This window comes from Gordonia terrae (assembly GCF_001698225.1).
Taxonomy (GTDB): domain Bacteria; phylum Actinomycetota; class Actinomycetes; order Mycobacteriales; family Mycobacteriaceae; genus Gordonia; species Gordonia terrae.
The window spans coordinates 3,681,609-3,698,226 of sequence record NZ_CP016594.1 but is presented as its reverse complement, the minus strand read 5'-3'; the positions used below and the strand labels follow the sequence as shown (position 1 = coordinate 3,698,226).

17 protein-coding genes and 2 tRNA genes are annotated in these 16,618 nt (G+C 67.6%); 12 read left to right on the top strand and 7 right to left on the bottom strand.

Translation table 11 applies throughout. The features are described 5' to 3' along the window. Positions 1–122 precede the first annotated feature (122 nt). The 5 genes from BCM27_RS16595 (at position 123) to BCM27_RS16575 (ending at position 3,524) form a co-directional block, all read left to right on the top strand. Positions 123–893 carry a fumarylacetoacetate hydrolase family protein gene (locus BCM27_RS16595; RefSeq protein ID WP_004023110.1) on the top strand — a complete coding sequence of 257 codons (771 nt, stop codon included), beginning with the start codon at positions 123–125 and terminating at the stop codon, positions 891–893. Continuing rightward, positions 890–1,714, top strand: a complete 825-nt coding sequence (locus BCM27_RS16590) for an alpha/beta fold hydrolase (protein ID WP_004023109.1) — start codon at positions 890–892, stop codon at positions 1,712–1,714. Before BCM27_RS16595 ends, BCM27_RS16590 begins: the two co-directional genes overlap by 4 nt. Before the next feature lie 46 nt (positions 1,715–1,760). Beyond that, on the top strand, positions 1,761–3,239 hold the full coding sequence (gene gltX, locus BCM27_RS16585; protein WP_051987152.1) for a glutamate--tRNA ligase: 1,479 nt from the start codon (positions 1,761–1,763) through the stop codon (positions 3,237–3,239). A gap of 86 nt (positions 3,240–3,325) precedes the next feature. After that, a tRNA-Gln gene (locus tag BCM27_RS16580) sits at positions 3,326–3,397 on the top strand. Positions 3,398–3,451: 54 nt separating this feature from the next. After that, a tRNA-Glu gene (locus tag BCM27_RS16575) sits at positions 3,452–3,524 on the top strand. A gap of 120 nt (positions 3,525–3,644) precedes the next feature. On the opposite strand, the gene BCM27_RS16570 is transcribed toward BCM27_RS16575, so the two are convergent. Then, entirely contained in the window at positions 3,645–4,142 is a 498-nt protein-coding gene (locus tag BCM27_RS16570) for a PPOX class F420-dependent oxidoreductase (protein WP_004023107.1), read from the bottom strand. Positions 4,143–4,203: 61 nt separating this feature from the next. Continuing rightward, positions 4,204–4,938, bottom strand: coding sequence for an IclR family transcriptional regulator (locus BCM27_RS16565; RefSeq protein WP_004023106.1), 735 nt, complete (start codon positions 4,936–4,938; stop codon positions 4,204–4,206). Positions 4,939–5,046: 108 nt separating this feature from the next. Here BCM27_RS16565 and leuC point away from each other — a divergent pair, with 108 nt between their 5' ends. From leuC to BCM27_RS16550, 3 genes are all read left to right on the top strand, one after another. Next, positions 5,047–6,510 carry a 3-isopropylmalate dehydratase large subunit gene (gene leuC / locus BCM27_RS16560; RefSeq protein ID WP_004023105.1) on the top strand — a complete coding sequence of 488 codons (1,464 nt, stop codon included), beginning with the start codon at positions 5,047–5,049 and terminating at the stop codon, positions 6,508–6,510. A gap of 52 nt (positions 6,511–6,562) precedes the next feature. Further along, entirely contained in the window at positions 6,563–7,156 is a 594-nt protein-coding gene (leuD, locus tag BCM27_RS16555; RefSeq protein ID WP_004023104.1) for a 3-isopropylmalate dehydratase small subunit, read from the top strand. Positions 7,157–7,329: 173 nt separating this feature from the next. Next, positions 7,330–7,956: an HU family DNA-binding protein gene (locus BCM27_RS16550; protein ID WP_004023103.1), complete on the top strand. Its 627-nt coding sequence runs from the start codon at positions 7,330–7,332 to the stop codon at positions 7,954–7,956. 106 nt (positions 7,957–8,062) lie between these two features. Here the strand turns inward: BCM27_RS16550 and BCM27_RS16545 are convergent, their stop codons facing one another. The 3 genes from BCM27_RS16545 to cofC all read right to left on the bottom strand — a co-directional run bounded on the left by BCM27_RS16545 (position 8,063) and on the right by cofC (position 12,072). Beyond that, positions 8,063–8,995: an NUDIX hydrolase gene (locus BCM27_RS16545; RefSeq protein ID WP_033203970.1), complete on the bottom strand. Its 933-nt coding sequence runs from the start codon at positions 8,993–8,995 to the stop codon at positions 8,063–8,065. Between the two features lie 44 nt (positions 8,996–9,039). Continuing rightward, positions 9,040–11,241 carry an RNA degradosome polyphosphate kinase gene (locus tag BCM27_RS16540; protein WP_033203969.1) on the bottom strand — a complete coding sequence of 734 codons (2,202 nt, stop codon included), beginning with the start codon at positions 11,239–11,241 and terminating at the stop codon, positions 9,040–9,042. A 75-nt stretch (positions 11,242–11,316) separates the two neighbouring features. Further along, positions 11,317–12,072, bottom strand: a complete 756-nt coding sequence (cofC, locus tag BCM27_RS16535; protein WP_004023100.1) for a 2-phospho-L-lactate guanylyltransferase — start codon at positions 12,070–12,072, stop codon at positions 11,317–11,319. Positions 12,073–12,214: 142 nt separating this feature from the next. Between cofC and BCM27_RS16530 the strand changes: the two genes are divergently transcribed. Next, the gene (locus BCM27_RS16530; RefSeq protein ID WP_004023099.1) at positions 12,215–13,222 is read left to right on the top strand and encodes an NAD(P)H-dependent glycerol-3-phosphate dehydrogenase; all 1,008 of its coding nucleotides are present in this window, start codon (positions 12,215–12,217) and stop codon (positions 13,220–13,222) included. A gap of 14 nt (positions 13,223–13,236) precedes the next feature. On the opposite strand, the gene BCM27_RS16525 is transcribed toward BCM27_RS16530, so the two are convergent. Together BCM27_RS16525 and BCM27_RS16520 are read right to left on the bottom strand one after the other, a co-directional pair. Then, positions 13,237–13,845, bottom strand: coding sequence for a DUF3515 domain-containing protein (locus BCM27_RS16525; RefSeq protein WP_004023098.1), 609 nt, complete (start codon positions 13,843–13,845; stop codon positions 13,237–13,239). 80 nt (positions 13,846–13,925) lie between these two features. Next, on the bottom strand, positions 13,926–14,171 hold the full coding sequence (locus tag BCM27_RS16520) for an Lrp/AsnC ligand binding domain-containing protein (RefSeq protein ID WP_033203967.1): 246 nt from the start codon (positions 14,169–14,171) through the stop codon (positions 13,926–13,928). A gap of 139 nt (positions 14,172–14,310) precedes the next feature. Between BCM27_RS16520 and BCM27_RS16515 the strand changes: the two genes are divergently transcribed. Genes BCM27_RS16515 through BCM27_RS16505 form a run of 3 tightly spaced genes read left to right on the top strand, consistent with a single transcriptional unit; the run spans position 14,311 to position 16,592 of the window. Next, positions 14,311–15,351, top strand: a complete 1,041-nt coding sequence (locus BCM27_RS16515) for a thiamine-phosphate kinase (RefSeq protein WP_004023096.1) — start codon at positions 14,311–14,313, stop codon at positions 15,349–15,351. A 9-nt stretch (positions 15,352–15,360) separates the two neighbouring features. After that, a complete protein-coding gene (locus BCM27_RS16510; protein ID WP_004023095.1) occupies positions 15,361–15,882 on the top strand; it encodes a gamma carbonic anhydrase family protein in 522 nt (173 codons plus the stop codon). A gap of 26 nt (positions 15,883–15,908) precedes the next feature. Further along, the gene (locus tag BCM27_RS16505) at positions 15,909–16,592 is read left to right on the top strand and encodes a uracil-DNA glycosylase (protein ID WP_004023094.1); all 684 of its coding nucleotides are present in this window, start codon (positions 15,909–15,911) and stop codon (positions 16,590–16,592) included. The last annotated feature ends 26 nt before the right edge of the window (positions 16,593–16,618 follow it).

Sequence of the window (16,618 nt, the reverse complement as noted above, 5' to 3'; positions counted from 1 at the left end):
GCGAAGGTCGCCACTCATCAATCTCAATATGTGAAATAATATGCCCACATTGTAGAACTACCGCCTCGGTCGGCCAACTCGGCTCCCAACGTCTGGGATCGGCGGTGCGATAGGGTCTGGACATGCGCTTAGGTCGAATTGCGAGTCCTGACGGCGTGGCATTCGTGTCCGTCGAGGGCGACGGTGGCGATGCCGTCATGAAGGAGATCGCCGAGCACCCCTTCGGCACGCCGACGTTCACCGGTCGCTCGTGGAAGGCGGCAGATGTGCGGGTCCTGGCCCCGATCCTGGCCAGCAAGGTGATCTGCATCGGCAAGAACTACGCCGCGCACGCCGCGGAGATGGGTGGTGAAGCGCCCGCCGACCCGGTGATCTTCCTCAAGCCGAACACGTCGATCATCGGTCCCGAGCTGCCCATCGTGCGCCCACCGTCGTCGGAACGTGTGGACTACGAAGGCGAACTCGCGATCGTCATCGGACGGGCGTGCAAGGACGTGAAGGCGGCACAGGCCAAAGACGTGATCCTCGGTTACACGGTCGCCAACGACGTGACCGCCCGCGATCACCAGCAGGCCGACGGGCAGTGGACCCGCGGGAAGGGTTACGACACCTTCTGTCCGCTCGGTCCATGGATCGATACCGCATTCGACCCGTCCGACGTCGAGCTCGTGACGGAACTCGATGGCGAGGTCAAGCAGCGGACCCGCACGTCGCTGATGCTCCACGACGTCGGCGAGATCGTCGAGTGGATCTCGCGCGTCATGACCCTGCTGCCGGGCGACGTGATCCTCACGGGCACCCCGGAAGGCGTGGGCCCCATGGTCGCCGGCCAGCGCGTCTCGGTGACCGTCGAAGGTATCGGTACGCTCTCCAACCCGGTGGTGGACAAGTGACAGCTCCCAGCACGGCTCGAGTCAACGGCATCGACATCTCCTACAGCGTGGCCGGTTCCGGCCCGCTGGTCGTCATGGTGATGGGGACCGGCAGTCCCGGACGGGTGTGGAAGGCCCACCAGGAACCGGCTCTGGTGAAGGCCGGATTCACCGTGGTGACCTTCGACAACCGTGGTGTGGCGCCGTCTTCGGAGTGTGCCGAGGGCTTCACGCTCGATGACATGGTCGCCGACACGGCTGCGCTGATCGAGCATCTCGGACGAGGCCCGGCGATCGTGATCGGCACCTCGCTGGGCGCCCGGATCACCCAGGAGTTGGCGCTGGCGCGGCCAGATGTGGTGAAAGCTGCGGTGATGGTCGCGACGTATGGCCGCAACACCCCACTGCAGGAGGCGATCTCGGCCGGCGAGCGCGCGCTGTACGACAACAAGATAAAGCTGCCGCCGGAGTACGAGGCCGCCATCACCGCCCATCTGAACCTGTCGCCGCACACGCTCGACGACGACCGCACGGCGCGTGACTGGCTCGACATCATCGGGTTCTCACCGCAGACGATCACCCCGGGGGTCCGCGCGCAGCTCGAACTGCACAACAAGGAGTCCGACCGCCTCGCCGCCTACCGCGGAATCGACCGGCCGGCGCTGGTCGTCGGTTTCGCCGACGATCGGACGTTGCCGGCGAAGCTGGCGCGCGAAGTGGCCGAGGCCATTCCGGGCGCGCAGTACGTCGAGATCGAACGGGCCGGGCATTTCGGCTATCTCGAACAGCCGGCCGAGGTGAATCGGGTCCTCGTCGAGTTCTGCGAGCGGCACCGGGCCTGACGGCGGGCGTGTCGGGAGCGCAGCACCGCTTCGATACCCTGAGCCCATGACCAGTACTGAGGGTGTGCGCGTCCGATTCTGTCCGTCTCCGACGGGGACGCCGCACGTGGGGCTCGTGCGAACCGCGCTCTTCAACTTCGTCCAGGCCCGCCACGACGGGGGCACCTTCGTCTTCCGCATCGAGGACACCGATGCCGCGCGCGACAGCGAGGAGTCCTACGCGGCCATCCTCGACGCGCTCCGGTGGCTCGGGCTCGACTGGGACGAGGGGCCCGAGGTCGGCGGCCCGTACGGACCCTACCGGCAGTCCGAGCGTCGAGACCTCCATGCCGAAGTCGTCGCGCGGTTGCTCGCGGCGGGCGAGGCCTACGAGGCCTTCTCCACCCCCGAGGAGGTCGAGGCCCGTCACCGCGCCGCCGGCCGTGACCCGAAGCTGGGTTACGACAACTTCGACCGTGACCTGACCGCCGAGCAGCGCGCGGCGTATGTGGACGAAGGGCGCAAACCCGTTGTCCGCCTTCGTATGCCGGACACCGACATCTCGTGGGACGATCTCGTGCGCGGAACCACGACGATCAAGGCGGGTACCGTGCCGGATTTCGCCCTCACGCGCGCCTCGGGCGATCCGCTCTACACCTTGGTCAATCCGGTCGACGACGCCATGATGAAGATCACCCACGTCCTGCGCGGGGAGGACCTCTTCTCCTCCACCCCGCGTCAGCTGGCGCTCTACGACGCGCTGATCCGCATCGGCGTAGCCGACGCGGTCCCGGCCTTCGGCCACCTTCCGTTCGTGATGGGGGAGGGCAACAAGAAGCTCTCCAAGCGCGACCCGCAGTCGAATCTCTTCCATCATCGGGATCGCGGATTCATCCCGGAGGGTCTGCTCAACTACCTCGCGCTGCTCGGCTGGGGCTACAAGAGTGATGTCGATGTCTTCAGCCTGGACGAGATGATCACGGCTTTCGATGTGCGACAGGTCAATTCCAACCCTGCGCGATTCGACCAGAAGAAGGCCGACGCCATCAATGCCGAGCACATCCGCCGGCTGGACCTCGGTGACTTCACCGCTCGGCTCAAGTCGTACCTCGTCGCGCAGGGCAAGCTCACCGAGACCGCCGATGGCGAGACCTTCGCAGCTCTGGCCGAGCTGGTGCAGACGCGTATCCAGGTCCTGGGGGATGCCTGGGATCTCATCTCGTTCGTCTACGTCTCGGACGCCGAGTTCACGATCGACGAGAAGGCCGCGAGCAAGAACCTGGGCGCCGACGCCGTGGCGGTTCTGGACGCCACCATCGCCGCGATCGAGTCGCTGGATTCCTTCACGACGGCTGCGCTGCAGGATGCGCTGAACGCCGCGCTGGTGGACGATCTCGGGCTCAAACCGCGCAAGGCGTTCGGTCCGGTGCGGGTGGCCGTGACCGGCTCCCAGGTCAGTCCTCCGCTGTTCGAGTCGATGGAGATCCTGGGTCGCGACAAGACGCTCGCGCGCCTGTCCTCGGCTCGGGAGATTGCGGCCAAATAAGGCCTCTGAGCTGCACGTTTGCGGACTTCCGGCAACCCTTTGATACTCTCTTTCTCGGCAGTTTTCCGCAAGGAGAACCAAGCCAATGGGGTATGGTGTAATTGGCAACACAGCGGTTTCTGGTACCGCCATTCTAGGTTCGAGTCCTGGTACCCCAGCGGACAGAAAGAGATCGAGACCGTGCTAAGGTCTTGATCGCCGGAAGTTCCCATGGCCCCGTCGTCTAGCGGCCTAGGACGCCGCCCTCTCAAGGCGGTAGCGCGGGTTCGAATCCCGTCGGGGCTACGAGAAACACCCTCCCTCTGCACTGCAGGGGGAGGGTGTTTTTCATTGTGTGGCAGGCCATCTCGTCCGTGTCGCGATGATCACATCGAGACACGGACGGCGGCCGTCATCGGCGTCGGGTCACAGGAATTCGGCGGTGCTTCCGGAGGCCGGCATCTCGGGGATGCCGAGCTTGCGGTGGTCCCAGGAACGTGTGCGAGACGGTCTGATCCGCACGGCGACGCGCTTGTTCATCATCTGCTCCACGAACGGCCGCGATTCTTCGGTGTAGGGCGCGGTGTAGCGCTCCCAGACGCTGATGCCCACCTTCAGACATGAGTCCGGGTCGTCGAGGATCTCGGCGACCCCCTCGAAGGTGACGCCTCGGAGGGTGTCGTAGGTGTCGCCGTCCTCGATCATCACCGAACACCGGCTGTTGCGGCGGATGTTGACCGCCTTCTGGGACTTGGATTTCGTCTCGAACCAGATGTCGCCGTCGACGATCCCGTACCACATCGCCACCAGGTGGATGCTCCCGTCGGGTCCGGTGGTGGCGAGGGTCGCGGTCCGGCTGCGCGCGACGAACTCCGCGATCTCGTCCTCGGACATGACGATCTGACTACGTTGATTGACTCCCATGCCCTGACGCTAGCCCACCGGCCGTTGCATCGGAACGGCTCCGGGTGCAACGGCTCTGGGCTCAGGGACGAGCGGCCTGAAGACGTTTGTGGATCGCGTCCGCGGCGGCGAGCAGGTCGGCCGCCCAGCGCGCACCGGGCCGGCGCCCCATCCGGTCGATGGGCCCGGACACCGATATCGCCGCGACGACGTCACCGTTGCCGTCGCGTACCGGAGCCGACACACTCGCCACCCCGGCGGCTCGTTCACCGGCGCTCTGCGCCCACCCGCGGCGGCGGATCTCGTGCAGCGCCCGCTCGCTGAAGACACTGTCCGGCACGAGCGCCCGCTGGGTTGCTGGGTCCGCCCAGGCGAGGAGGACCTTCGCCGCCGACCCCGCGCTCATCGGGAAGCGGGTGCCCACCGGGACGGTGTCCCGCAGGCCGGTCGGTGGTTCCATCGCCGCGACGCAGACGCGTTCGGCTCCTTCGCGGCGATAGACCTGGACCGATTCGCCGGTGATGTCACGAAGCCGGGGGAGGACCATGAGCGCCGACTCGGTGACGGGATCGTGTGCCGAGGAGGCGAGTTCGCCGAGGACGGGGCCGGGTTGCCAGCGTCCGGTGACGTCCCTGATGAGGAAGCGGTGGGTCTCGAGCCCGACCGCGAGCCGGTGTGCCGTCGCCCGGGGCAGTCCGGTCCGATCGCAGAGCTCCGACAGATTGCACGGGGCCTCGGCGATCGCGTGCAGCACCGCCACCGACTTGTCGAGCACACCGATTCCGCTGCTGACCGCAGATGCGGTATCCTTTCCCATAGGACGATACTAGCTGTCCAAATAGTGAGATGCACGCTCGAAAGCCAGCCAGTTCGCCAACATCGCGTGCAGAGTCCGAAGAACCCGAGACAGATAACGAGTGCAGCCATGAGCAACAGCCCAGCCCAGCCGCTAACTCTCGCCGAGAAGGTGTGGCGCGACCACGTCGTGGTCCCCGGTGACGTCGACGCGTCCGGCAACACCAATCCCGACCTGATCTACATCGACCTCCACCTCGTGCACGAGGTCACCAGTCCGCAGGCCTTCGAGGGCCTGCGCCTCGCCGGACGTCCGGTTCGGCGACCCGACCTGACGATCGCGACCGAGGATCACAATGTCCCGACGGTGGACATCGACAAGCCCATCGCCGACCCGGTCTCGCGCACCCAGGTCGATACCCTCCGCAGCAACTGCGAAGAGTTCGGCGTCCGTCTGCATCCCATGGGAGATGCCGAGCAGGGCATCGTCCATGTCGTCGGGCCGCAGCTGGGCCTCACCCAGCCCGGCATGACCGTGGTGTGCGGCGACAGTCACACGTCGACACATGGTGCCTTCGGTGCGATCGCGATGGGAATCGGCACCAGCGAGGTCGAGCACGTCCTCGCCACCCAGACACTGTCGTTGCGCCCGTTCAAGACGATGGCCATCAACGTCGACGGCGAGCTGCCGCCGGGTGTGACGAGCAAGGACCTGATCCTCGCGATCATCGCGAAGATCGGCACCGGCGGTGGCCAGGGCTACGTGTTGGAGTACCGCGGCGAGGCGATCCGCAAGCTGTCCATGGAAGCCCGGATGACGGTGTGCAACATGTCGATCGAGGCGGGGGCCCGGGCCGGGATGATCGCGCCCGACGAGACCACCTATGAGTTCCTCAAGGGTCGTCCGCACGCTCCGGCCGGTGCCGATTGGGATGCCGCTGTTGCCTATTGGGACAGTCTGCGCACCGATCCCGACGCCACTTTCGACGCCGAGGTGCACATCGACGCCACCACGCTGACCCCCTTTGTCACGTGGGGAACCAACCCGGGCCAGGGTGCGCCGCTCGGCGCCGCGGTGCCGGACCCGGCCGACTACGGCGACGAGGTCAAGGCCGGCGCCGCGGCGAAGGCGCTGGAGTACATGGGCCTCGAGCCCGGAACGCCGCTGCGTGACATCAAGGTGGACACGGTCTTCGTGGGCTCGTGCACGAACGGCCGGATCGAGGATCTGCGCGAGGTCGCGGGCATCCTCAAGGGTCGCAAGGTCGCGGACGGCATGCGGATGCTGATCGTCCCCGGCTCGATGCGCGTGCGCGCGCAGGCCGAGGACGAAGGGCTCGGCGAGATCTTCGTCGCGGCGGGCGCCGAGTGGCGGCAGGCCGGATGCTCGATGTGTCTCGGCATGAACCCGGATCAACTCGCCCCGGGTGAGCGATGCGCATCGACGTCGAACCGGAATTTCGAAGGGCGCCAGGGCAAGGGTGGTCGAACCCACCTCGTGTCGCCGGGAGTGGCCGCGGCCACCGCGCTGCGCGGCACCCTGTCGGCGCCCGCCGATCTCGACTCACTGTCGGCGCCCGCCGATCTCGGTTGAGTCACGGTCCGAACCACATCCCAGCCACATCATTCGAACAGGGGCTTTCCTGATGGAACCGTTCACCGAACACACCGGCATCGGCGTCCCGCTGCGGCGCAGCAATGTCGACACCGACCAGATCATCCCGGCCGTCTATCTGAAGCGGGTGACACGCACCGGCTTTGAGGACGGTCTGTTCGCCGGCTGGCGGACCGATCCCGACTTCATCCTCAACAACGAGCCCTGGAGCCGCGGGTCGGTCCTGGTCGCCGGTCCCGACTTCGGCACCGGCTCCTCGCGCGAGCACGCGGTCTGGGCCCTGTCCGATTTCGGTTTCCGCGTGGTGATCTCGTCCCGCTTCGCCGACATCTTCCGCGGCAACTCGGGCAAGGCGGGCCTGGTGGCCGCCCAGGTCGAGCAGTCCGACGTCGAACTGCTCTGGAAGCGGCTCGAGGAGAATCCGGGACTCGAAGTGACCGTGAGCCTTGTCGATAAGACGGTCACCGCCGGAGACCTCGTGGTGCCGTTGGCAATTGATGACTACACCCGGTGGCGCCTGATGGAGGGTCTCGACGACATCGGACTCACGTTGCGCCAGGTAGACGCGATTTCCGCGTTCGAGTCGACGCGTCCGGCGTTCAAGCCGCGGACCCTCGCGGACTGATCTCCCGTCGCCGCGGCGGGGTCATCTCGCCGCGGCGGCACCCTCGTGAGCTGCCATACGATTTCGCAACACGGCATCCTAATTGGCGTGGAAGATGGACGTTTTCACATCCGACGTTTACCGTGTGTTGGTAGCTGGCCGAAACTCGGTCAGATCAGCTTGCGGAGGTACTCATGAACAAGGCGGAGCTCATTGATGAGCTGACCAAGAAGCTCGACGCGGATCGCAAGACTGCGACTGAAGCCGTCGAGCTCGTCGTCGACACGATCGTGCGCGCTGTCAACAAGGGCGAGAGCGTGACGATCACCGGCTTCGGCGTATTCGAGAAGCGGAAGCGCGCACCGCGCGTCGCCCGCAACCCGCGCACCGGCGAGACCGTGAAGGTCCGCGCGACATCGGTTCCGGCATTCCGTCCGGGCGCTCAGTTCAAGGCCGTCGTCGCCGGCAAGCAGAAGCTGTCCGCCACCGGCCCGGCTGTGAAGCGCGGCAGCGGAACCACCGCCACGGCTGCCAAGAAGGCTGCCCCGGCAAAGAAGACCGCAGCCAAGAAGGCCACCACCGCGGCCAAGAAGACCACGGCGGCCAAGAAGGCTCCGGCCAAGACCACCGCGGCCAAGAAGACCACGGCGGCCAAGAAGGCTCCGGCCAAGACCACCGCGGCCAAGAAGACCACGACCGCCGCGAAGAAGGCTCCGGCCAAGAAGGCCGCGCCGGCCAAGAAGGCCACGGCCGCGAAGAAGGCTCCGGCCAAGAAGACCGCCGCAAAGAAGACCGCGGCAAAGAAGACCACTCGTCGCTGAACCGCGGAAACCGCGGTCGACAACCACAGTTCAGCCCCCGGCGTACTTCCCCCGCCGGGGGCTGAACTGTGTTCGGGCCATGGGTCTACGTCGGTGTTGTCCGGCGTCAGGCTGTGGGGAGTGGCCCGGCGATGTGATCGGCCGCCACCAACCTGCCGTCGTGGAGCGACAGAACCCACACGCTTCCCTTGCGATTGGACGCCTTGGGAAGCGCGATCGCGTCCCGGTCGGCCCACCAGTCCATGAGGGGCGGGATCACCTTCCCCTGACTGCAGACCGCCGGCGTCGACGTCGCGTCGGTCGCGAGCTGGAGTATCCGACGTTGCGCCGCCACCGGATTCGTCCGGTACGTCTCCTCCGACAGATCCGGCTCGCTGTGCAACTCGACGCCGAGGCGCTCGCGTAGCGGTTCCAGGGTCTGCTCGCAACGCACGCGATCAGCCGAGTGAACTCGCCTCGCCCCGAACGCCACCAGCAGCGGGGCCAGGGCGTCTGCCTGCGCGCGGCCCAGCTTGTCCAACGGCCGCAGCCGGTCGTCGCCCTTGTACGTCGAGCGCCGGCCGGCCTTGGCGTGCCGGACCAGGAGAAACGTATGCAGGTCCGCGGGGAGTCGTACGAACTCTTCCAGGATCGCCCGGTCGAGCGGGTAACTCAGCGTCTCCCGGGCCTTGTCGACCGAGAGCCAACGCAGTTCGTCGACCTCGCTGCCGGCGACGAACTCCCCGTCGAGCGCCCGGGCCGACCAGTAGCGCACATGCTTGCGCGTACTGCCCAAGTCGTAGTGGACGTCGTCGAGGTGCCGGCCGAGGATGACGTGTTGTCCGGTCTCCTCGGCGATCTCGCGCACCGCGGTGTCGATGAGCGTCTCACCCGACTCGGCTTTTCCCTTGGGCAGCGTCCAGTCGTCGTACTTCGGGCGGTGGACGACCGCGATCTCGAGATCGCCGTTCCCGACAGCGTCGGCCCCGGCGGAACCGGAGCCCTTCGGCCGCCAGACCACGCCGCCCGCGGCCCACACCTCATTCGTCTTCTTCGCCATATCGGTGGTGATGGTAGAGGTCGAAGGTTACGGGCCGGTGCCGGTCACGAACTTGTCTCCGGCCGACGTCGATTGCGCCGCATCATCTGTCGCTGGTGGTCGCGGACCTCCTCGCCTTCGGCGGGTGACGCGACCCAACTTCCATCGGGATGCAGGACCCAACAGCGGGTCCGCGGATCGAGCGCCGAGGCGAAGATGTCGCCGAGTTCGCCGGCCAGTCGCTCGTCACGAACGTTCACCATGACCTCGACGCGGCGGTCCAGATTGCGGTGCATCATGTCCGCGCTGCCGAACCAGTACTGGTTCTGCGCACCGAAGTACAGAATCCGCGAGTGCTCGAGGAACTGGCCCAGGATGGAACGCACGTGGATGTTGTCGCTGTACCCCTCGACCCCGGGCCGCAGGGCGCTGATACCCCGGACGACGACATCGACGGGCACCCCGCTCTGGGAGGCCCGATAGAGCGCATCGATCACCTGCTCGTCGACGAGTGCATTCGCCTTGAGCTGGATCCGTGCGCGTGTGTCACCCTCCCGGAAGAGCTCGATCTCACGCTGGATCCGCTTGATGATCCCGGCCCGGATACCGTGCGGCGCAACGAGAATGTTGCGGTACTCCTGTTTGCGTGAGTAGCCGGTCAAGGTGTTGAACAGGTCGGTGAGGTCGGCGCCGATGTCGGGTGCGGCGGTCAGCAGGCCCACGTCCTCGTAGAGCCGCGCCGTCTTCGGGTTGTAGTTTCCGGTGCCGATGTGGCAGTACCGCTTGATCGTCGAGCCCTCACGCCGCACCACGAGACAGGTCTTGCAGTGGGTCTTGAGTCCCACGAGGCCGTAGACGACGTGGACGCCGGCCTGCTCGAGTTTGCGGGCCCACTTGATGTTCGCCTGCTCGTCGAACCGTGCCTTGATCTCGACGAGCGCGACGACCTGTTTGCCGGCCTCGGCTGCGTCGATGAGCGCGTTCACGATCGGGGAGTCGCCGGAGGTCCGGTACAGCGTCTGCTTGATGGCGAGGACCTGGGGGTCGGCCGCGGCCTGCTCGATGAACCGCTGCACGCTGGTGGAGAACGAGTCGTATGGATGGTGGACGAGCACGTCTCCGTCGCGCAACGTCGAGAAGACGCTCTTGGGCGTCTCCCGCTCTCCGAACGCGGGATGAGTGGCGGGGACGAACGGGCGGTCCTTGAGGTGCGGGCGGTCGAGTGCGTAGATCTCGAAAAGCGAAGACAGATCGAGGAGTCCGGGCACCTGGATGACGTCGGCGGGATCGACCTCGAGCTCGCGCAGCAACAACTCGAGCATGTGCTCGCTCATGTCGTCGGCGACCTCGAGTCGCACCGGGGAACCGAACCGGCGCCGCGCGAGCTCGCGCTCCAACGCCTGCAGCAGATCCTCGTCGCGGTCCTCCTCGACTTCGAAGTCGGCGTTGCGGGTGATCCGGAAAACATGGTGCTCAACGATTTCCATGCCCGGGAACAGGTTGCCGAGGTTGGCCGCGATCAGGCTCTCCATCGGTAGGTACACCGCGCGTTTGGCGGCCTTGTCGTCCGCGGGGCCCCGGTACGGCGACAACCGGTCGACCCGGATGAAGCGGTTCACGTTGTCCGGTACCTTGACCCGCGCGAAATGCTCGCCACTCTCGTTGACGTCGCGGACGGTCACGGCGAGGTTCAGCGACAGCCCGCTGATGTACGGGAACGGGTGAGCGGGGTCGACGGCCAGAGGCGTCAGGACGGGGAACACCTCGTCCTGGAAGTAGTCCGTCATCCGCGCCTGCTGCTCGGCGGTCAGGTCGGACCAGGACACCACGTAGATGTCGTTGTCGGCCAACGCCGGTCGGACCGAATCCAGGAACACCCGGGCGTGGCGGTCGGCGATGGTCTGGGCGCGGCCGGCGATCCGCATGAGTTGCTCTCGCGGCGAGAGCCCGTCCGCGGACCGGACGGACAGGCCGGTCTCGTCACGCCGCTTGAGCCCGGCCACCCGAACCATGAAGAACTCGTCGAGGTTGGAAGCGAAGATCGCGAGGAACTTCGCGCGATCCAGAAGCGGCAGCGAGGTGTCTTCGGCCAGCGCGAGCACACGGGAATTGAAGTCCAGCCAGCTCAATTCCCGGTTGAGGTAGCGGTCTTCGGGTAGATCGGCGGATTCGTCGGGCACCAGGGTGGCGGCCGGCGGGGCATGGGGGATCGGTGTGGTCGTGACCGTGGGGGTCTGCGGTGGTGCGTCGTCGTCGGCTGGGCTCACCCCCCAATGATGACCCATCGACGTGCTTGCCGTACACGCCCGCCGGATAGACGGTGATCGGTGTGGTGTGACGGATCAGAGATGACGCAGCGCAGCGGTGGTGTGCGGGCCCAGACCCAGCTCGCGGGCGACGGCGAGGTCCGTTGCGGTGTCGACGTCGGTGCGCAGGTCGGGCCAGTTCACACCCGCGGGATCGAGTTCGACGGCGCCGGCCGATCGATGGGCCGCGGCCGAGCCGGGGCCGAAGCGGGGCGTCGTGGCGTCGACGAAGGTTCCGTGTAGGAGGACGGTGCCGGTGCCGTCGCGGTCGGTGAGGAAGCTGGAACGATGCTGCTGCGCCGCGCGCAGCACGGCGGTGAGCGACGTGCTCGTCGCGGCGGGCAGGTCCGCTTGGACGTACATCAGTCCCGTCGAGTCGGGCCAGGCGTCACCGGCCCACCGCGCGCCGTCGACGAATGCGGCATTGAGCCCGGCGTCGGACGGGGGAGGCCCCTGTGTCGGATCCCCGTGCGGTGACTCCCGGAGGCCGCGCATGCCCGAGCGTCGGGCCGCGGCGAGGACCTCGTCGTCGGGGCTGACGACGACGATGCGGGAGATCCCCGCACCGCGGAGAGCCTCGACGGTGTCGAGGAACATCGCGAGGACGAGCGAACCGCGGGTGACCGGGTCATCGCCCTCGAACGCGGTGGAGAGGGTCGCGGCCAACCGCGACTTCGCGCGATGCAGACTCTTCACCGCCAGCACGGCCGCGACCGACGTCGCGACGGGCTCGGTGCCCCCCGCGTCGACGATCGTCGAGTCGGCGTCCGCGCCGACAGTGCTGTGTTCCATGCCGACCATCATGATGCACCCGCCGGTGGTCGGTGACATTCCGGGTCGGTCATACCCGCGAGGGCATAGGGTGAGCAGGGTCGGACGGCCAGAAGGCCGCCGGTCTGAATGCGGAATTGGGCTTGCCCGGTGGGAGGTTGCGGTGCGCGCGGCGGTGATGGGAGCGGGTTCCTGGGGAACCTCGGTGGCGAAGGTCCTCGTGGATGCCGGGACGGACACCGTGATCTGGGCTCGACGCCCCGAACTCGCGGAGGCGATCAACAGTGAGCACGTCAACGCCGACTACCTACCGGGCATCACGCTGCCAGACGCGCTGACCGCGACGAGTTCGGCGGTCGATGCCCTCATGGGTGCCGACATCGTCGTGTGCGGTGTGCCGTCGCAGTCGTTGCGTCCCAATCTCACGCAGTGGACCCCCTACATCGGTTCGGACGCATCCCTGGTGTCGCTCGCCAAGGGCATCGAGTCCAACACGCTGCTGCGGATGAGCGAGGTCATCGCCGAGGTGACCGGCGTCGACGACGACCGGATCGCGGTGCTGACGGGCCCGAACCTGGCCCGCGAGATCGCGGAGGGCCAGCCCGCGGCGACGGTCATCGCCTGTGCCGACGAGGCGCGTGCGGTGACCCTGCAGAGCGCGTTCAGCACGCGGTACTTCCGGCCGTACACCAACACCGACGTCGTCGGATGCGAGATCGGCGGCTCGGCCAAGAACGTCATCGCGCTGGCCTGTGGGATGGCGAGCGGGATCGGATTCGGTCAGAACACCCTGGCGACGATCATCACCCGCGGGCTCGCGGAGACGATCCGGCTGGGCGTCGCGGTGGGCGCGCAGATCGAGACGCTGGCCGGGCTGGCCGGGATCGGCGACCTCGTCGCCACGTGTTCCTCGCCGTTGTCGCGCAACCGCACGTTCGGTGCCCGGCTCGGTGAAGGGGCCACCATGGCGCAGGCTCAGGAGGCCACCAACGGGCAGGTCGCCGAAGGAGTCAAGTCGTGCTCCTCGGTGCGCGCGCTGGCCGAACGGCATCAGGTGCCGATGCCGCTCACGAACGCGGTCCACCAGGTGTGTCACGACGGCATGTCGGTGGCCGACGCCGTCAACTCGCTGCTGGGCCGCAGCCCCAAGCCGGAGATCTATCGGGACTGATCCCGCGCGCCGGATCAGCCGAAGTCGAGTGGTCCCCGTTCGAGGGTGCGGTCGATCACGCCCGAGATGTCGGTGATGGGGCCGTTGCCTGCGTTCGCCGGGATCCACATCGCGACGTAGGGCCGGTGGTCGACGCACACGTAGGCCTGCCCCGACCCGGCGACCGTGTCGGTGATGAACCACTGGACGCCGGCCTGGTCGGCGGCGTGGATCTCCTGCAGATTGCTCGTGGGAGACAGCTCCGCCGGTCGGGTCACGCCACAGCGCAAAGTCATGTCGTCGCCGGAGTCCGTCGCAGGCCACGTCGCGCGATCTCCGGAGACCTCTTTCGTGCCGAACCCCTCGAAGGTGTCCGGGGCTTCGGCGAGGAGACGGGTGCACTCCTCCGAGACCGGCCCGGCGGCGTCGTAGGACTCGATCGGGGTCACCGGGTCGGGTCGCAACGCGGCGAACACGATGAATCCGGCGATCACCATCACGGGGATGGCCACCAGCGTCGCGACGAGTGCCGGGCTGAGCCGGCCGCCACCGCCGTACCGCGGGGTGTCCTCGGCAGCGGGGTCGTCGCCGGGATCGTCGCCGACGGGGCTCTGCGGGGTGTCATCCGAACCTGCTGACGTCACCCCACAACAGTAGGAGAGCCCCCCGGTCGGCCCCGCGCGCGGGGACCTGTCGCGGACGCCGATGGCCGGCGGGTGACCGGTCAGCGCGTCTTCGTGACCACCGGGCAGGTCAGGGTGCGGGTGATGCCGTCGACCTTCTGGATCTGCGGAACGACGTTGTCGGTCAGGTGCGTGGCATCGGCCGCATCGACCCGGACGATCACGTCATACGGCCCACTGACCTCTTCCGACGAGGCGACGCCGGCGATCTCGGCGATCGTCGCCGCCGCGAGTGCGGCCCTGCCGACCTCGGTCTGGATCAGTATGTATGCCTGAACCACGGGCATCCTCTCCGTCGGGCAGTGTTCGACTCCGGGCAGTCCGGGTCTGCTGCGAACCGGCCGCGCCCGGCGGCCCAATACACTGTGGCACACATTGTCACCGACAACCCCGTGCGTGCGCGACCGGAAGAGGAAAGGCCCACGAGTGACCTTCGAGGAGACCGGTCGCCCCCACCGCCCGATCGACCGGACCGACACGGTCGGTGCGATCGGTGAGCGCGCGGTGATCGCCGCGCTGACCGCGTCCGCGACAACCGGCGAGCCGGCCCACGACATCGTGATCGGATCGGGTGACGACGCAGCCGTTCTCGACATCGGCGGGTCGGCGGTGATCAGCACCGACACCGTCGTCGAGGGCCGCCATTTTCGGTTCGACTGGTCGACGCCCGACCAGGTCGGTGCCCGCGCGGTGGTGCAGAGTTCGGCCGATGTCGCCGCGATGGGCGGGCGCACAACGGGTCTCGTCGTATCCATCGCGTGTCCGGCGGAGACGCCGGTCGGCGTGGTCCTCGACCTCAACGACGGGGTGGTGCACGCTGCGCACGAACTGGGTGCGCGAGTGCTGGGCGGCGATCTCGTCGCGGCCGGGCAGGTGGTGGTGAGTGTCACCGCGGTCGGTGCCCTGGAGGGTCGTCGTCCGGTGTCACTCGGTGGCGCTCGAACGGGTGACGTCCTCGCGGTGAGTGGTCCGCTCGGGGCCAGTGCGGCGGGGCTCGCGGTGTTGTCCGATCCGCGTGCGGCCGAGAGCGATTGGCCGGAACTCGTTGCGCTGCATCGCGTGCCGGCTCCCGACCTCGGCCAGGGGCCGGTCGCCGCGGCTGCGGGCGCGCACGCCATGACCGACATCTCCGACGGTCTCGTCGAAGAACTGCTCACGATGTCGAGGGCCGCGGGGCTCGCGATGACCGTGGAGTCCGGTGCCGTGCCGCGACGCCCCGATCTGGTCGATGCGGCCGGTGCGCTCGGGGTGGACGTCGCGCGGTGGCTCCTCGCCGGGGGCGAGGACCATCATCTTCTCGCCTCGTTCGAGGCGGCGGCGGTGCCCCCGGGCTGGACCGTCATCGGCTCGGTCGGTCCGGCGTCGTCATCGGCTCCCGAGGTCTGGGTCGACGACCGGCGCGTCGGCGGGCCCGACGGACCGGACCTGCACGGGTGGCAGTCCTTCGCCGATCCGACACCCCACTAGAGTCGCCTCATGGCGATCTACGCACTCGACGATCGAGAACCGGTCCTGGGACAGGACACCTACGTGCACCCGGATGCGGTCGTGATCGGTGCGGTCACCCTGGGCGATGGCGTGTCGGTGTGGCCGGGCGCGGTCCTGCGGGGTGACTACGGGACCATCACCGTGGGCGCGCGCAGCAACATCCAGGACGGCACCGTCATCCACTGCACGGTCCTCGAACCGACGGTGATCGGCGAGCGATGCGTCGTCGGTCACAACGCGCACATCGAGGGTGCGACGATCGGTGACGATTGCCTCATCGCCTCGGGATCGGTGGTCCTGAACGGGTCGACCGTCGGTGACGGCGCGATCGTGGGCGCCGGCGCGGTGGTGCCCTTCAAGTTCGACGTGCCGCCGCGACGGATGGCGCTCGGTGTGCCGGCACGGCTCCGTGACGGCTACGAGGTTCCCGAGGGGCACACCGACCTGAACTGTGAGATGTACTTCCAGAACGCGCAGCATTACCGCACCGCGCTCAAACGACTGGACTGACGACCGCGCACGACGGAGGCAATCGAGTGACCGCACCACCCAAACCGCTCGCCGAACTGATCGACCCGGGCTGGGCGCAGGCGTTGGCCCCGGTGGAGCCCATCATCACCGAGATGGGCCGGTTCCTGCGTACGGAGATCGCTGAGGGACGCCGCTATCTTCCTGCGGGACAACATGTCCTGCGGGCGTTCACCCGTCCGCTCGAGGACGTACGCGTCCTCATCGTCGGGCAGGATCCGTATCCGACGCCCGGACACGCAGTCGGGCTGAGCTTTTCGGTGGCTCCCGACGTGCGTCCGATCCCGCGCTCGCTGACGAACATCTACACCGAGTACTGCGCGGATCTGGGCTATCCGACACCGACCACCGGTGATCTCACGCCCTGGGCGGACAACGGCGTGCTCCTGCTCAACCGTGTGCTCACGGTGGCCCCGGGGGAGCCTGCCTCGCACCGCGGCAAGGGCTGGGAGGAGGTGACCGAGTGCGCCATCAAGGCACTCGCGGCTCGCGACGAACCACTCGTCGCGATCCTGTGGGGCCGGGACGCCGCGGGTCTGGAGAAGTGGCTTCCCGACGTACCGACCATCATGTCGGCGCACCCCTCGCCGCTGTCCGCCTCGCGCGGGTTCTTCGGCTCACGACCCTTCAGCCGGGCCAACGAGGAATTGCTCGATCTCGGTGCCGAGCCGGTGGAGTGGCGCCTGCCCTGACCCTTCGAGGCTCGCTTCGCTCGCAC